We start from the raw sequence: 12862 nt of genomic DNA on the forward strand, positions 1-12862 counted from the left end.
CTCCTTCTCATGGCGACCGCCAAAGTCGAACGGCTCCTGAACCTGGTCATCGCGTTGTTGTCCACGCGCGGTTACCTCACCGCGGAGAAGATCCGCACCAATGTCGCCGGCTACGACAGCACCCAGAACCTCGACGCGTTCTCGCGGATGTTCGAACGCGACAAGAACGAGCTGCGTGACCTGGGCATTCCGCTGGAGACCGGCAAGGTCTCGGGCCTCGACCCGGTCGAGGGCTACCGCATCAACCCCGACGCCTACAAGCTGCCCGCCATCGAGCTGACCCGCGAAGAGGCGGCCGCGGTCGCGGTCGCCGTCCAGCTGTGGCAGTCGCCGGAGCTGCGCGCCAACGCCCAGGGTGCGGTGGCCAAACTGCAGGCCGCCGGGGTCGACGTGGATGCGGATCGAGCCGACGTGCTGGTGGCGTCGCCGGCGGCGCTGCCCGGTATCCATCGCGCCGAGCCGGCGCTAAGGGCGCTGATGGACGCCGTCCAGGCGGGGCAGGCCGTGCAGTTCGGCCACCGCCCGTCGCCGGTGGCGCCCTACAGCACCCGCACCGTGGAGCCGTGGGGGGTGGTCACCCACGGCGGCCGGTGGTATCTGGTGGGCCACGACCGCGACCGCGATGCGGTCCGCACCTTCCGGATGTCGCGGATCGCCGACGACGTCACCCCGATCGGGCCGCCGGGCGCTGTCACCCGGCCCGAGGCCGCCGATCTGCGCCAGATCGTGGCGGCGGCGGTGGGGCAGGCGCCCAGCGGTCTGCAGGCGCGCATCTGGGTCGCCGACGATCGCGCCGTGGCGCTGCGCCGGACCGGCACGGTGCTGGGCCGCGAGTCGATGGCCGGCCGCGACGGCGACATCATCGGCGTCGACATCGGCACCCATGACCGGCTGGCCCGCGAGATCGCCGGCTACGGGGCCGACGCCGTCGTCCTGGACCCGGCCTCGTTGCGCGACGACGTGGTGGCCCGGCTCACCGCCTGTGCCCGGGGGGTGTCGGCGTGAACCAACTTCCGAAACGGCTGGTGCGACTGCTCAACATGGTGCCGTACTTCTTGGCGCGCCCGGGCATCACCAAGGAGCAGGCCGCCGCCGAGCTCGGGGTCAGCCTCAGCCAGCTGCAGACCGACCTCGAGCAGTTGGCGGTGTGCGGATTGCCCGGTTACGGGCCCGGCGATCTGATCGACCTGACGTTCTACGAAGACCGCATTGACGTCTACGAATCCGCGGGCGTGGACCGGCCGCTGCGGCTGACCTCGCCGGAGGCCACCGCCATGCTGATGGCGTTGCGGGCGTTGGTCGACATGCCCGGCATCGTCGACCCCCGGGCCGCTCGCAGCGCGATCGCCAAGATCGAGAACGCCGCCGGCACCGCCGTGCAGGAAGCATCCGAGGCCGCCGACCACGCCAACCCGGCCGCCGACGTGGTGCGCGAGGCCGTACGCCGCCACCGTGCGCTGGCCATCGACTACTACGCCGCCTCCCGCGACACCTCGTCGCACCGGATCGTCGACCCGATCCGGGTGGTGCTGATCGCCAACCACAGCTACCTGGAGGCATGGTGCCGAGAATCCGCGGGCGTGCGGCTGTTCCGCTTCGACCGCATCGACGGCGCCGAGGTGCTCGACGAGCCGTCCGCGCCGCCGGAACCGGCGCGGCAGGCCGAGACCGACACGTCGCTGTTCGACGCCGATCCGTCGATGCCGGTCGCGACCGTGCGCGTGGCACCCTCGGTGGCGTGGATGTTCGAGTACTACCCGATGCGACTGGTGGGCGAATTGCCCGACGGTTGGCGTGAGGCGGAGATGACGTACGCCTCCGACGAGTGGTTGACCCGGCTGCTGCTGGGAATGGGGGATGAGGTGCAGGTCGTGGCGCCCGAGTCACTGGCAACCGGCGTGCGCGACGCCGCGGTGGCCGCGCTGGCTGCCTATCAGAACGTGCGCTCATGACCGCCTACAACCTCGGAGCGCTGTTCGCCGACATCGTCTTCCTGGTTCTGATCGTCGGGGTAGCGGTGGGCATCGTTTTCCTGGTCAAGGCCAAATCGAAGCCGCCGAGCGACACGGCAGCGCCCCCGAACTGGTACCCGGATCCCGCCGATCCCGAACTGCTCCGCTACTTCGACGGCGAGAGCTGGACGGGCGCCACCCAGCCGCGGGCTGCGCCGCCGGGCTAACGCGGCGGTTCCACCTTCGCCTCTCCTTCGTCGAGCCTCGCTGAACCGCCGGGTTAATGCGGCGGTTCCAGCTTCGCCTCTCCTTCGTCGAGCCTCGCTGAACCGCCGGGTTCCTGAGCTGCGGTAGCATCGAGGCGACGTCTGGAGGTAACCAAAGTGAACGCTTTAGGACCGTCGCACCTGGCGATCCTCGCCGTCGCCGTGATCATCTTGTTCGGCGCCAAGCGACTGCCCGACGCGGCGCGCTCGCTGGGTAAGTCGCTGCGCATCTTCAAATCCGAGGTTCGCGAACTGCAAAGCGAGGCCAAGCCGGATTCGACCGCCACTCCGACCACCGTCCAGTCCGAGCGGGTCGACCCGCCGGCGGCCGGCGGTCAGTCGGCGTAGCCGGCCCCGCCGTCGCGGCAACCGCGCCTGACCTACTGTGCCCACGCTCGGAGCTCTGCGACGGCTGGATCCGCGGCTGCGCCGCAGTCGCACCAATCCCGACGGGACGATGTCGCTCGTCGACCACCTGCGTGAGCTGCGCACCCGGCTGCTGATCTCGCTGGCCGCGATCGTGCTCACCACGATCATCGGCTTCGTCTGGTACACCCAGCCGCTCTTCGGGCTGGAGAGCCTCGGCGAATGGCTGCGCCACCCGTACTGCGAGTTGCCGGCCTCCGCGCGCGCCTCGATCGCGCCCGATGGGCAGTGCCGGCTGCTGGCCACCGCACCCTTCGACCAGTTCATGCTGCGGCTCAAGGTGGGCTTGGCCGCGGGAATCGTGCTGGCCTGCCCGGTCTGGTTCTACCAGTTGTGGGCGTTCATCACCCCGGGGCTCTACCGCAAGGAGCGGCGCTTCGCGGTGGTGTTCGTGGTGTCGGCGGCCGTGTTGTTCGTCACCGGCGCGATCCTGGCCTACCTGGTGCTGTCCAAGGCGCTGGGTTTTCTGCTGACCGTCGGCAGTGACGTCCAGGTGACCGCATTGTCCGGCGACCGCTATTTCGGTTTCCTGCTGAACCTGCTGGTGGTGTTCGGGATCAGCTTCGAATTCCCGCTGCTGATCGTCATGCTCAACCAGGTCGGCGTCTTGAGCTACGCACGGCTCAAGGAGTGGCGGCGCGGGCTGATCTTCGCGATGTTCGTCTTCGCGGCGTTCTTCACCCCCGGATCGGACCCGTTCTCGATGATCGTGCTCGGCTTCACGCTGACCCTGTTGCAGGAGTTCGCGATTCAGATCGCCCGGCTGCACGACAAACGCAAAGCCAAACGGGAGGCCACCGAGGAGCTCAGCGACGACCAAGCCTCGCCCATCGACGCCCCCGCACCCGTCGCCGCCCCGCATGACTAGCCCGCCGCAGGCGCCCGAGCTGAGCCGGTTCACCGCGCAATTGCCGTTCGGACTGGACGACTTCCAGCGTCGGGCCTGCCAGGCCCTGCAGGACGGTCGGGGCGTATTGGTGTGCGCCCCGACCGGCGCCGGCAAGACGGTGGTGGGGGAGTTCGCGGTGCACCTGGCCCTGGCGGCCGGCGGAAAGTGCTTCTACACCACCCCGATCAAGGCGCTGAGCAACCAGAAGCACACCGACTTGGTCGCCCGCTACGGCAAGGACAAAGTGGGGTTGTTGACCGGCGACCTGTCGGTCAACGCCAACGCGCCGGTGGTGGTGATGACCACCGAGGTGTTGCGCAACATGCTCTATGCGAATTCACCTGCTCTGCAAGGTCTTTCGCACGTGGTGATGGACGAGGTGCACTTCCTGGCCGACCGGATGCGCGGCGCGGTCTGGGAGGAGGTGATCCTGCACCTGGCCGACGAGGTGCACTTGGTCAGCCTCTCGGCGACGGTTAGCAATGCCGAGGAGTTCGGCGGCTGGATCCAAACGGTGCGCGGGGACACCACCGTCGTGGTCGACGAACACCGCCCGGTGCCGCTGTGGCAGCACATGATGGTGGGCAAGCGGCTCTTCGACCTGTTCGGATCCCGCCCCGACAGCGACGGTCCGGGCACCGCGGGCCGTGCGCGCGTCGACCCACAACTGTTGCGGCACATCGCGCATCGGCGCGAAGCCGACCGACTCACCGACTGGCCACCGCGCCGCCACAGCGGCAGGGGCGGTCCCGGGCGCCCGGGCTACCGGCCCCCGATGCGTCCCGATGTGATCGCAGTGCTGGACTCGGCCGGGCTGCTGCCGGCGATCACTTTCGTGTTCTCCCGCGCCGGCTGCGATGCCGCGGTCAAGCAGTGCCTGCGCTCGCCGCTGCGGTTGACCACCGAGTCGGAGCGAGCCCGCATCGCCGAGGTGATCGACCACCGCTGCGGTGACCTCTCCGATGACGACCTGGCCGTGTTGGGCTATTACGAATGGCGCGAGGGGCTGCTGCGCGGACTGGCCGGCCACCACGCCGGGATGCTGCCGGTGTTCCGCCACACCGTCGAGGAGCTCTTCGCCGCCGGCCTGGTCAAAGCTGTGTTCGCCACCGAGACCCTGGCGTTGGGCATCAATATGCCCGCGCGCACGGTCGTGCTCGAAAGATTGGTCAAGTTCAACGGCGAGCAGCACGCCGCGCTGACCCCGGGCGAGTACACCCAGCTGACGGGGCGTGCCGGCCGCCGTGGCATCGACATCGAAGGCCACGCGGTGGTGCTGTGGCATCCGGGGGAGGCCACCGCCGATCCCGATCAGGTGGCCGGGCTGGCGTCTACCCGAACCTTCCCGTTGCGCAGCTCGTTCGCGCCGTCGTACAACATGACAATCAACCTCGTCCAGCAGATGGGCCCCGAGCAGGCCCACCGGTTGTTGGAGCAGTCGTTCGCCCAGTATCAGGCTGACCGGTCGGTCGTCGGCCTGGTGCGCAGCGCCGAACGCGGCGAACGAACCCTGGATGACATCGCCGCCGAACTCGGCGGCCGCGATTCGGCGGTCCTCGACTACGCCCGGCTGCGGGCGCAGATCTCCGAACGCGAACGCGCCCAGGCGCGTGCCTCGCGGCTGCAGCGTCGCCGGGCCGCCAGTGATGCACTGGCGGCGTTGCGAAAAGGCGACATCATCACCCTCACCCACGGGCGCCGCGGTGGTCTGGCGGTGGTGCTGCAGGCCGACCGGGATTCCGACGAACCGCGGCCGCTGGTGCTCACCGAGCACCGCTGGGCCGGCCGGATCTCCTCGGCGGACTATTCGGGCGCCGTGCCGCCGATCGGAACCATGAACCTGCCCAAGCGGGTGGAACACCGCCAGCCGCGGGTCCGCCGCGACCTGGCTTCGGCGTTGCGGTCCGTGGCGGAAGGCCTGGTGGTGCCCAAGGCGCGCGGGCGGCGCGGCGGCGGCCCGCAGGAGGACGCGGTGGATCCGGAATTGGCCGCGCTGCGGCAACAGCTGCGCGCTCACCCCAGCCATGCCGAGCCAGACCGTGAGGACAAGGTGCGCACCGCCGAGCGCTACCTGCGCGTGGAGGCCGACAACGCCCAACTGCGCCGCAAGGTTCAAGCGGCCACCAACTCACTGGCGCGCACCTTCGACCGGATCGTCGGGCTGCTCGCCGAGCGGGGCTTCATAGCGACCGGCGACGGCGATCCGAAAGTGACCGCCGACGGCCGGATGCTGGCCCGGATCTATAACGAAAGCGACTTGTTGGTCGCCGAGTGTCTGCGTACCGGGGCCTGGGACGGTCTCGGGCCGGCTGAGCTGGCCGCGGTGGTCTCCGCGGTGCTTTACGAATCACGCGGTGCGGACGGCCCGGGCGGACCGCCGACCCTGCAACCGCCCACCGAGCCGGTGCGCCGAGCTCTGCAGCAGACCCGGAGGCTCTCGGCGGCGCTGCGGGCCGACGAACGCCGGCACGGGATCACCGCGAGCCGGGAACCCGACGACGGCTTCGTCGCCGCGGTGTATCGCTGGGCGCGCACCGGGGACCTGGCGTCGGCCTTGGACGCTTCGGACGCCGCCGGTGCCGGTTCGCCGCTGTCGGCGGGTGACTTCGTGCGCTGGTGCCGCCAGGTGCTCGACCTGCTGGATCAACTGCGCAACGCGGCGCCCGGCGCCGAACTGCGGGCAACGGCAAAACAGGCCATCGACACCGTTTTGCGGGGCGTTGTCGCCGTTGACGCCGGGTAGGCTGGTCCGGGCGCTACGGTGGAGAGCCGGCGGTGATCAGCACCCGCTACGTGAGAGGACTTGGGGAACAACGATGAGCGGACCGCAGGGATACGACCCGACGCAGCCGTGGCAGCCTCAGCAGCCCGGACAGCCCGAGGAGCAGCCGGGCACCGGACAGGGTCCTGCGACCGGCGCCGAGCAGCAGTGGCAGCCGCCGGCCTACACGCCGTCGCAGTATCCGCAGCAGACGTCCTACCCCTCGACACCGCAGTATCCCGGCTACCCGCAGCCTGAGCAGTACGGCCAGCCGACTCAATACGGCCAGCCCGGCCAGTACGGCCAACCAGCGCAGTACGGCCAGCCCGGCCAATACGGCCAACCAGCGCAGTACGGCCAACCGGGCCAGTACGGTCAGCCCGGCCAGTACGGTCAGCCCGGCCAATACGGCCAATACCCCCAGCAGCCCGGCCAGTACGGTCAGCCCGGATCGGGCAACAAGCGCCCGACCGCGCTGGCGGGCACCGTGCTCGCCGCATGCCTGGGCATCGCCGCCCTGGTGGTGCTGGTGCTCGGGTTCTGGAAGCCCGGATTCTTCGTGACCACCAAGCTCGACGTCGACAAGGCGCAGCAGGGGGTGCAGCAGATCCTGGCCGACCAGACCAACGGCTACGGCGCCAAGAACGTCAAGGACGTCCGGTGCAACAACGGCCAGAGCCCGGTGGTCAAGCAGGGTGACACCTTCAACTGCGAGGTCAGCATCGACGGTACGAAGCGTCAGGTGACCGTGACTTTCCAGGACAACTCGGGCACCTACGAGGTCGGCCGACCCAAGTAGTCCGCATTAACCCGGCTCAGTCGGGCAGCGTGTCGAGCGCCCGCTGTAGCCGGGCGATCGAGGACCCGACGCCGAGACGGTCGGCCAGCTCGGCGACCCGAGCGGGGTCGGCGGCCACGCGAGGCAAAGTGTCCGACGGCGTCGACAGTGTGACCGGGGCATCGGTGGCGACCCGCACCACCGGACCGGCAGCGGCGATATAGTCCTGCGCCGCTTGCAATTTAGCCCGCACCCCTTTGGCCATCGGTGAGCCCGGGTCGGCGGCGGCGGCCAGTACCGCCGCGAGCGAACCGTGCTGGGCCAGCAGCCCGACCGCCGTCTTCTCGCCGATCCCGGGCACTCCGGGCAGCCCGTCGGAGGGATCACCGCGCAGCAGCGCCATCTCGGCGTAGGCGGCGCCGGCACGCTCGGCGGGCAGGCCGTAGCGTTCCGCCACCTCCGCCGGGCCGAACAGCGTCGCCTGCGCCAGCCCGCGGCCCAGATAGAGCACCGACACCGCGACGGGGTGCTCGGCGACCACCTGCAGCAGGTCCCGGTCGCCGCTGACGACGATCACCGGATCCTTGGTTTCGGCCGCTGCCCGGGTGCCCAGCACGTCGTCGGCCTCGAAGTCCGGCGCTCCGGCGGTGGCGATCCCGAACGCGTCGAGCAGCTCGGCGATCATCTCCACCTGCGGACTCAGCTCGTCGGGCACTTCCTCGACGTCGGTGTCCTCCGGCACTTCTTCGGCCACCCGGTGCGCCTTGTAGGAGGGGATGAGCTCCACCCGCCACTGCGGGCGCCAGTCCAGGTCCAGGCAGACCGCCAGTCGGTCGGGACGCTGCCGGGTGATCAAGGTGGCTACCGAGTCGAAGAAGCCGCGCACCGCGTTCACCGGCCGGCCGTCGGGGGCGGTGATCGAGGACGGCACTCCGAAGTAGGACCGGAACCACATACTGGCACCGTCGAGCAACAGCACGGGAGCGGGCATGGCTGCCACCTTATTTGCCGCCGGTTAGCCTGATGTGCGTGACTTCCCGGTTCGAGAGCAGCGTTTACGCCCACCGCCTGGCCGCCGCGGCCGCCGCCACCGCCGATGCCGGTCTGGCCGGCATGGTGATCACCCCGGGCTACGACCTGCGTTACCTGACCGGGTCGCGCGCCCAGACCTTCGAGCGACTCACCGCGTTGGTGCTGCCGGCATCCGGGCCGCCCACCATGGTGGTGCCGCGGCTGGAGTTCGCGGCGCTGCGTGAATCCGCAGTGGCCGAGCTGGGTATCGCAGTGCTCGACTGGGTCGACGGCCAGGATCCCTACCGTCTGGTGGGCGAGGCGCTGGGCGCGTCGCCGACGGCAGCGGCGGTCACCGATTCGATGCCGGCCTTGCATCTGCTGCCGCTTGTCGACGTGCTCGGCACGACGCCGGTGCTGGCCACCGAGGTGCTGCGCGAGCTGCGAATGATCAAGGACCCCAGTGAGATCGACGCACTGCGGAAGGCGGGCGCGGCGATCGACCGGGTGCACGCCCGGGTGCCGGAGTTTCTGGTGCCGGGCCGCACCGAGGCCGACGTCGCCGCCGATATCGCCGACGCGATCGTCGCCGAAGGGCATTCGGAGGTGGCCTTCATCATCGTGGGTTCGGGACCGCACGGTGCCGACCCGCACCACGAGTGCTCGGACCGCCAGCTACGGCCCGGCGACGTCGTCGTGGTGGACATCGGCGGCCCGGTCGAACCGGGATATCATTCCGATTCCACCCGCACCTACAGCCTGGGCGAGCCGGACGCCCAAGTGGCGCAGCGGTATTCGGTGCTGCAGCGAGCGCAGCGCGCGGCGGTCGAGAGCATCCGTCCCGGGGTGTCCGCCCAGCAGGTCGACGCGGCGGCACGCGATGTGCTGGCCGAGGCGGGTCTGGCGGAGTACTTCGTGCACCGCACCGGCCACGGCATCGGCTTGTCGGTGCATGAGGAGCCCTACATCGTCGCCGGCAACGACGTCGCACTGGCCGCCGGGATGGCGTTCTCGGTCGAGCCGGGCATCTACTTCCCCGGCGAGTGGGGTGCCCGGATCGAAGACATCGTGATCGTCACCGACGACGGTGCCGAGTCACTGAACAACCGGCCGCACGACCTGGTCGTGGTCTAGCGACTACCGCGGTCGAGCAGATCAGCCGAACCCAGCACTCGCTCCACCTGCACCTCGATCACCACGCGCTGCGGATTGACCCGCGGCGTCCGGTAGCGCTGGGCGTAGCGCAGCTCGGCATCGCGAACGGCGGCGGCCGCGTCGTTGACCGTGGCGCTGCCCTCCAGTGAGAGCCAGCGCGCCCCGTCGACCTGGCTGAGCACCGCCACGCCGGCGCGTTCGGCGTTGACCGCCTTCTGCGAGCCGCCGGTGGTGATCACCCGCGCGATGTGGGTTTTCGGGTCGAAGGTGAAACCGACCGCGACCACATGCGGCGAGTTGTCGGCGCGCAGGGTAGTCAGCATCGCCAGGTGACGTTCAGTGAGAAACGCCAGCGCGTCGCTGGTGAGCCGGGTCGTCGCGTTCGCCATCACCGTTCACGCTAGCGCAGGCGATAATCGCAGCCGTGAACGACACGGTGGACGACCCGGTGGTGATTTTCGGCGGGCGCAGTGAGATCGGCGTGGAACTGGCGTGCCGGCTGGCGCCTGGCGCAACGGTTTTGCTGGCCGCCCGGGGCGCCGACCGGCTCGACGCGGAGATCGCCGCGGTGCGCGACGCGGGCGCCGTGGCGGTGCACGCCATGGAGTTCGACGCCGACGACCTGGCCGCCCACGGTCCCCTGGTCGCGGACCTGATCGCCGAGCACGGCCCGATCGGCACCGCCGTGCTGGCTTTCGGGATCCTGGGTGACCAGGCCCGGGCGGAGTCCGATGCCGCACACGCGCTGGCGGTGGTCCACACCGACTACGTCGCCCAGGTCAGCCTGCTCACCCACCTGGCCGCGGCGATGCGTGCGGCCGGGCGGGGCCGCATCGTGGTGTTCTCCTCGATCGCCGGGGTGCGGGTGCGCCGGGCCAACTACGTCTACGGTTCGGCCAAGGCCGGTCTGGACGGGTTCGCCAACGGGTTGGCCGACGCCTTGCACGGCACCGGCGTGCGGCTGTTGATTGTTCGTCCCGGGTTCGTCGTCGGGCGGATGACCGCCGGCATGAAGCCGGCTCCGCCTGCCAGCACCCCCACCCAGGTTGCCGCCGCGACCGCTCGCGCGCTCGCCCGGGGGCGACGCACCGTCGCGGTGCCGTGGATGCTGCGGCCGATGTTCAGCGTCATGCGAGTGGTGCCACAGGCGATCTGGCGCCGAATGCCGCGCTGACCGGGCAAAAGATCGCAATCCGATTCTTGCAACGTTGCAGCAGACTAACACTCAGATAAGAAGACCCGAAGAATTTGACGCGGCGGTCTGGCCTTTGCCCGCCTAACAGAACTATGGTGTAAAACCATGGACGATCGTGACAAAGACCCGTCGGTGGTGTTGCCGTATCTGATCGGTCGGCCGCTGCCCGCGACCGAGGTCTATGAGGCCTTCGGGTACCGCAAGTCCGCCTACTACAAGGCGGCACACGAGGGCCGGTTGATCACCGCCGACAATTTGCTCCGAGTTGCCCAGCACTTCGGCTTGAACGCCCTTGATCTGCTGGTGCGCTACGGACTGATCTCGGAAGACGCGGTGGCGGCCTACGTCGATTCGGCACAGCAGACGCCCGCGCTGCCCAAGATCGCCAACCTGCACCCCATCCCGAGCCGGCCCCCGCTGTAGCCGGGGTAGCTGCACCTTCACGTTCATCAAGCGTCCCGGCGCTGCGGCTCCGGGCGAGTAGATTCGCGACCGTGACCCCCACCTTTGCCGAGATCGCCAAGTCCGATTACCTGCTGCTGACCACCTTCACCAAAGACGGCCGTCCCAAGCCCACTCCGGTGTGGGCGGCCGCCGAGGGGGAGCGGTTGCTGGTGATCACCCAGGAGTCGTCCTGGAAGGTCAAGCGGATCCGCAACACCCCGCGCGTCACCCTCGCGGTCTGCGATGTGCGGGGCCGGCCCAAAGGCGAGGCGATCGAGGCAATGGCCGCCGTGTTGGACAAGGCCGACAACGGCGCGGTCTACGCCGCGATCGGCAAGCGGTACGGGATCATCGGCCGGGTGTTCAACGTGTTCAGCAAGCTGCGCGGCGGCATGCGCAACAATGTCGGGCTGGCACTGACCGCCGCCGAATGAGCGCGGCGGTTCAGCGAGCCTCGACGAAGGAGAGGCCAAGCTGGGACCGCCGAATGAGCCACGACTCCGTCACATATAGTGGACTTCAATCATTAAAATTAGCATTGTTGGACTGACCCACCGACAAACGAGGAGTTCCCGTGGCCGCCTTCACCTCCGACCAGATCCTCGGCGACATCGTCACCGCCGACCCGTCGACGACCCGCATCCTGAGCAAGTTCGGGATCGACTTCTGCTGCCACGGCCAACGGACGCTCACTGACGCGTGCGCCGCCGACGGCGTCGACGCCGCCCAGCTGCTCGCCGCCCTCAACAGCTCCGGTGCGCCCGCTCAGCGCGCCGACTGGGCCGACTTCGACGACACCTCGCTGATCGCCCACATCGTCAGCACCCACCACCGGTTCCTGTGGGAGGAGTTCCCGCGGTTGGCGGAGCTGGTCGACAAGGTGGCGCGGGTGCACGGCCCCAACCACGGCGAGCTGGTCCGGGTCCGGGAGCTGTTCCATCAGCTGCGCGCCGGTATGGAGCCGCACCTGCGCACCGAGGAGACCATGCTGTTCCCCGAGATCAGCCTGCGTGCCGGCCGGCCGGACCGTCCACTGTCCGACGAGGTGCGCAATGAGCTGGCCGAGAATCAGCAGGAGCACGACAACGCCGGCCACCTGCTCGCCGAACTGCGGGAGCTCACCGACGGCTACACCATTCCGGCGGACGCCTGCGCCAGCTACACCGCGATGCTGGCCGGCTTGGCGGACCTGGAGAGCGACATCCACCTGCATGTGCACAAGGAGAACAACGTGCTGTTCCCGCGGGTGCTTGCCGAAGCCGGCAGCCCGGCCTGAGCTCAGCCGGCGTGCAGGTGTTCGCCGAAGAACGCGAACACCCGCGACCAGGCATCGGCGGTCGCGGCGTCGTTGTAGCCGAAGCCGGCGACGCGGAGCAGCGGCTGGGCCGGCAGCTTGTTGGCGAAGCTGTGCCCGGCTTTTGGATAGACCTTGATGTCGTGCGGGATGTTTTGGTGCTCGACGACCCGCCGTAACCGGTTGGGGGCGCCGATGCCCATCGGGTCCCGGCGGCCGAAGCTGGCCACGATCGGGCAGGCGCCGTCGAGCGTCTCGCTCAAATGCCGGGGCAGCGGGGTGCCGTAGAACGGGGCGGAGGCTCCGAAGCCCTTGGGCGACAACACCAAGGCGAACTGTCCGCCCATACAGAAGCCGGCGATCCCGACCATGCCGGAGCACTCCGGCATGCCCAGCAGATGATCGCGGGCGGCCATGATGTCGTCGAGGGCGCGGCCGCGCTGGGTCAGCAGCTCGCGGAAAACCCGGGTGATGCAGCGCGCCCGCCCGCCGCGCGAGTACAGGTTCGGCGACAACGCGAGGAAACCCGCCTCGGCGACGTGTTCGGAGATCGCCTGCATGTCCGCGGCGTAGCCGATCGCATCGTGAATCACCACCACTCCCGGCCACGGCCCGGGCCCGTCCGGAATGTCCAGCAACGCGTCGATGGGTCCCTCGGGCGTGGCGAGTTCGATGGTCGTCATCGCATCAA

At 69.4% G+C, this 12862-nt stretch carries 15 protein-coding genes; 12 read left to right on the top strand and 3 right to left on the bottom strand.

Annotated elements, in window-relative coordinates; translation table 11 throughout:
* Positions 1-9: 9 nt before the first annotated feature.
* The 7 genes from AC5Y31_RS14835 to AC5Y31_RS14865 all read left to right on the top strand — a co-directional run bounded on the left by AC5Y31_RS14835 (position 10) and on the right by AC5Y31_RS14865 (position 7093).
* Positions 10-1005 carry a helix-turn-helix transcriptional regulator gene (locus tag AC5Y31_RS14835; RefSeq protein ID WP_499981192.1) on the top strand — a complete coding sequence of 332 codons (996 nt, stop codon included), beginning with the start codon at positions 10-12 and terminating at the stop codon, positions 1003-1005.
* Positions 1002-1952: a helix-turn-helix transcriptional regulator gene (locus AC5Y31_RS14840; protein ID WP_499981194.1), complete on the top strand. Its 951-nt coding sequence runs from the start codon at positions 1002-1004 to the stop codon at positions 1950-1952. Before AC5Y31_RS14835 ends, AC5Y31_RS14840 begins: the two co-directional genes overlap by 4 nt.
* Positions 1949-2179: a DUF2510 domain-containing protein gene (locus tag AC5Y31_RS14845; protein ID WP_499981196.1), complete on the top strand. Its 231-nt coding sequence runs from the start codon at positions 1949-1951 to the stop codon at positions 2177-2179. Before AC5Y31_RS14840 ends, AC5Y31_RS14845 begins: the two co-directional genes overlap by 4 nt.
* A gap of 156 nt (positions 2180-2335) precedes the next feature.
* Positions 2336-2566: a Sec-independent protein translocase subunit TatA gene (gene tatA / locus AC5Y31_RS14850; protein WP_064855676.1), complete on the top strand. Its 231-nt coding sequence runs from the start codon at positions 2336-2338 to the stop codon at positions 2564-2566.
* A gap of 109 nt (positions 2567-2675) precedes the next feature.
* A complete protein-coding gene (gene tatC / locus AC5Y31_RS14855; protein ID WP_301636326.1) occupies positions 2676-3512 on the top strand; it encodes a twin-arginine translocase subunit TatC in 837 nt (278 codons plus the stop codon).
* A complete protein-coding gene (locus AC5Y31_RS14860; protein ID WP_499981198.1) occupies positions 3505-6276 on the top strand; it encodes a DEAD/DEAH box helicase in 2772 nt (923 codons plus the stop codon). Before tatC ends, AC5Y31_RS14860 begins: the two co-directional genes overlap by 8 nt.
* A gap of 73 nt (positions 6277-6349) precedes the next feature.
* Positions 6350-7093 carry a DUF4333 domain-containing protein gene (locus tag AC5Y31_RS14865; RefSeq protein WP_499981200.1) on the top strand — a complete coding sequence of 248 codons (744 nt, stop codon included), beginning with the start codon at positions 6350-6352 and terminating at the stop codon, positions 7091-7093.
* Between the two features lie 16 nt (positions 7094-7109).
* On the opposite strand, the gene AC5Y31_RS14870 is transcribed toward AC5Y31_RS14865, so the two are convergent.
* Positions 7110-8063 carry a 5'-3' exonuclease gene (locus tag AC5Y31_RS14870; protein WP_499981203.1) on the bottom strand — a complete coding sequence of 318 codons (954 nt, stop codon included), beginning with the start codon at positions 8061-8063 and terminating at the stop codon, positions 7110-7112.
* A gap of 32 nt (positions 8064-8095) precedes the next feature.
* On the opposite strand from AC5Y31_RS14870, the gene AC5Y31_RS14875 reads away from it, so the two are divergent.
* Positions 8096-9217 (top strand): M24 family metallopeptidase, encoded by a 1122-nt coding sequence (locus AC5Y31_RS14875; RefSeq protein ID WP_499981205.1) that lies wholly within the window; start codon positions 8096-8098, stop codon positions 9215-9217.
* Here AC5Y31_RS14875 and AC5Y31_RS14880 read toward each other — a convergent pair.
* Positions 9214-9627 carry a F420-dependent biliverdin reductase gene (locus tag AC5Y31_RS14880; protein WP_065023635.1) on the bottom strand — a complete coding sequence of 138 codons (414 nt, stop codon included), beginning with the start codon at positions 9625-9627 and terminating at the stop codon, positions 9214-9216. The two genes, AC5Y31_RS14875 and AC5Y31_RS14880, sit on opposite strands and share 4 nt — an antisense overlap.
* A 35-nt stretch (positions 9628-9662) precedes the next feature.
* Between AC5Y31_RS14880 and AC5Y31_RS14885 the strand changes: the two genes are divergently transcribed.
* The 4 genes from AC5Y31_RS14885 to ric all read left to right on the top strand — a co-directional run bounded on the left by AC5Y31_RS14885 (position 9663) and on the right by ric (position 12153).
* A complete protein-coding gene (locus AC5Y31_RS14885) occupies positions 9663-10412 on the top strand; it encodes an SDR family NAD(P)-dependent oxidoreductase (RefSeq protein ID WP_499981209.1) in 750 nt (249 codons plus the stop codon).
* A gap of 126 nt (positions 10413-10538) precedes the next feature.
* The gene (locus tag AC5Y31_RS14890) at positions 10539-10856 is read left to right on the top strand and encodes a hypothetical protein (RefSeq protein WP_065023637.1); all 318 of its coding nucleotides are present in this window, start codon (positions 10539-10541) and stop codon (positions 10854-10856) included.
* 71 nt (positions 10857-10927) lie between these two features.
* Positions 10928-11311, top strand: a complete 384-nt coding sequence (locus AC5Y31_RS14895; RefSeq protein ID WP_499981213.1) for a PPOX class F420-dependent oxidoreductase — start codon at positions 10928-10930, stop codon at positions 11309-11311.
* Between the two features lie 140 nt (positions 11312-11451).
* The gene (ric, locus tag AC5Y31_RS14900) at positions 11452-12153 is read left to right on the top strand and encodes an iron-sulfur cluster repair di-iron protein (protein WP_499981218.1); all 702 of its coding nucleotides are present in this window, start codon (positions 11452-11454) and stop codon (positions 12151-12153) included.
* 2 nt (positions 12154-12155) lie between these two features.
* On the opposite strand, the gene AC5Y31_RS14905 is transcribed toward ric, so the two are convergent.
* On the bottom strand, positions 12156-12854 hold the full coding sequence (locus AC5Y31_RS14905) for a dienelactone hydrolase family protein (protein WP_499981220.1): 699 nt from the start codon (positions 12852-12854) through the stop codon (positions 12156-12158).
* Positions 12855-12862: the final 8 nt, after the last annotated feature.

Source organism: Mycobacterium sp. NGS18, assembly GCF_059813185.1.

What these genes read in the sequence shown, in the direction of transcription:
- AC5Y31_RS14835 (WP_499981192.1), top strand. Translation starts at nt 10, where the DNA reads ATGGCGACCGCCAAAGTCGAACGGCTCCTGAACCTGGTCATCGCGTTG.
- AC5Y31_RS14845 (WP_499981196.1), top strand. Translation starts at nt 1,949, where the DNA reads ATGACCGCCTACAACCTCGGAGCGCTGTTCGCCGACATCGTCTTCCTG.
- tatC (WP_301636326.1), top strand. Translation starts at nt 2,676, where the DNA reads ATGTCGCTCGTCGACCACCTGCGTGAGCTGCGCACCCGGCTGCTGATC.
- AC5Y31_RS14860 (WP_499981198.1), top strand. Translation starts at nt 3,505, where the DNA reads ATGACTAGCCCGCCGCAGGCGCCCGAGCTGAGCCGGTTCACCGCGCAA.
- AC5Y31_RS14865 (WP_499981200.1), top strand. Translation starts at nt 6,350, where the DNA reads ATGAGCGGACCGCAGGGATACGACCCGACGCAGCCGTGGCAGCCTCAG.
- AC5Y31_RS14870 (WP_499981203.1), bottom strand. Translation starts at nt 8,063, where the DNA reads ATGCCCGCTCCCGTGCTGTTGCTCGACGGTGCCAGTATGTGGTTCCGG.
- AC5Y31_RS14875 (WP_499981205.1), top strand. Translation starts at nt 8,096, where the DNA reads ATGTGCGTGACTTCCCGGTTCGAGAGCAGCGTTTACGCCCACCGCCTG.
- AC5Y31_RS14880 (WP_065023635.1), bottom strand. Translation starts at nt 9,627, where the DNA reads ATGGCGAACGCGACGACCCGGCTCACCAGCGACGCGCTGGCGTTTCTC.
- AC5Y31_RS14890 (WP_065023637.1), top strand. Translation starts at nt 10,539, where the DNA reads ATGGACGATCGTGACAAAGACCCGTCGGTGGTGTTGCCGTATCTGATC.
- AC5Y31_RS14905 (WP_499981220.1), bottom strand. Translation starts at nt 12,854, where the DNA reads ATGACGACCATCGAACTCGCCACGCCCGAGGGACCCATCGACGCGTTG.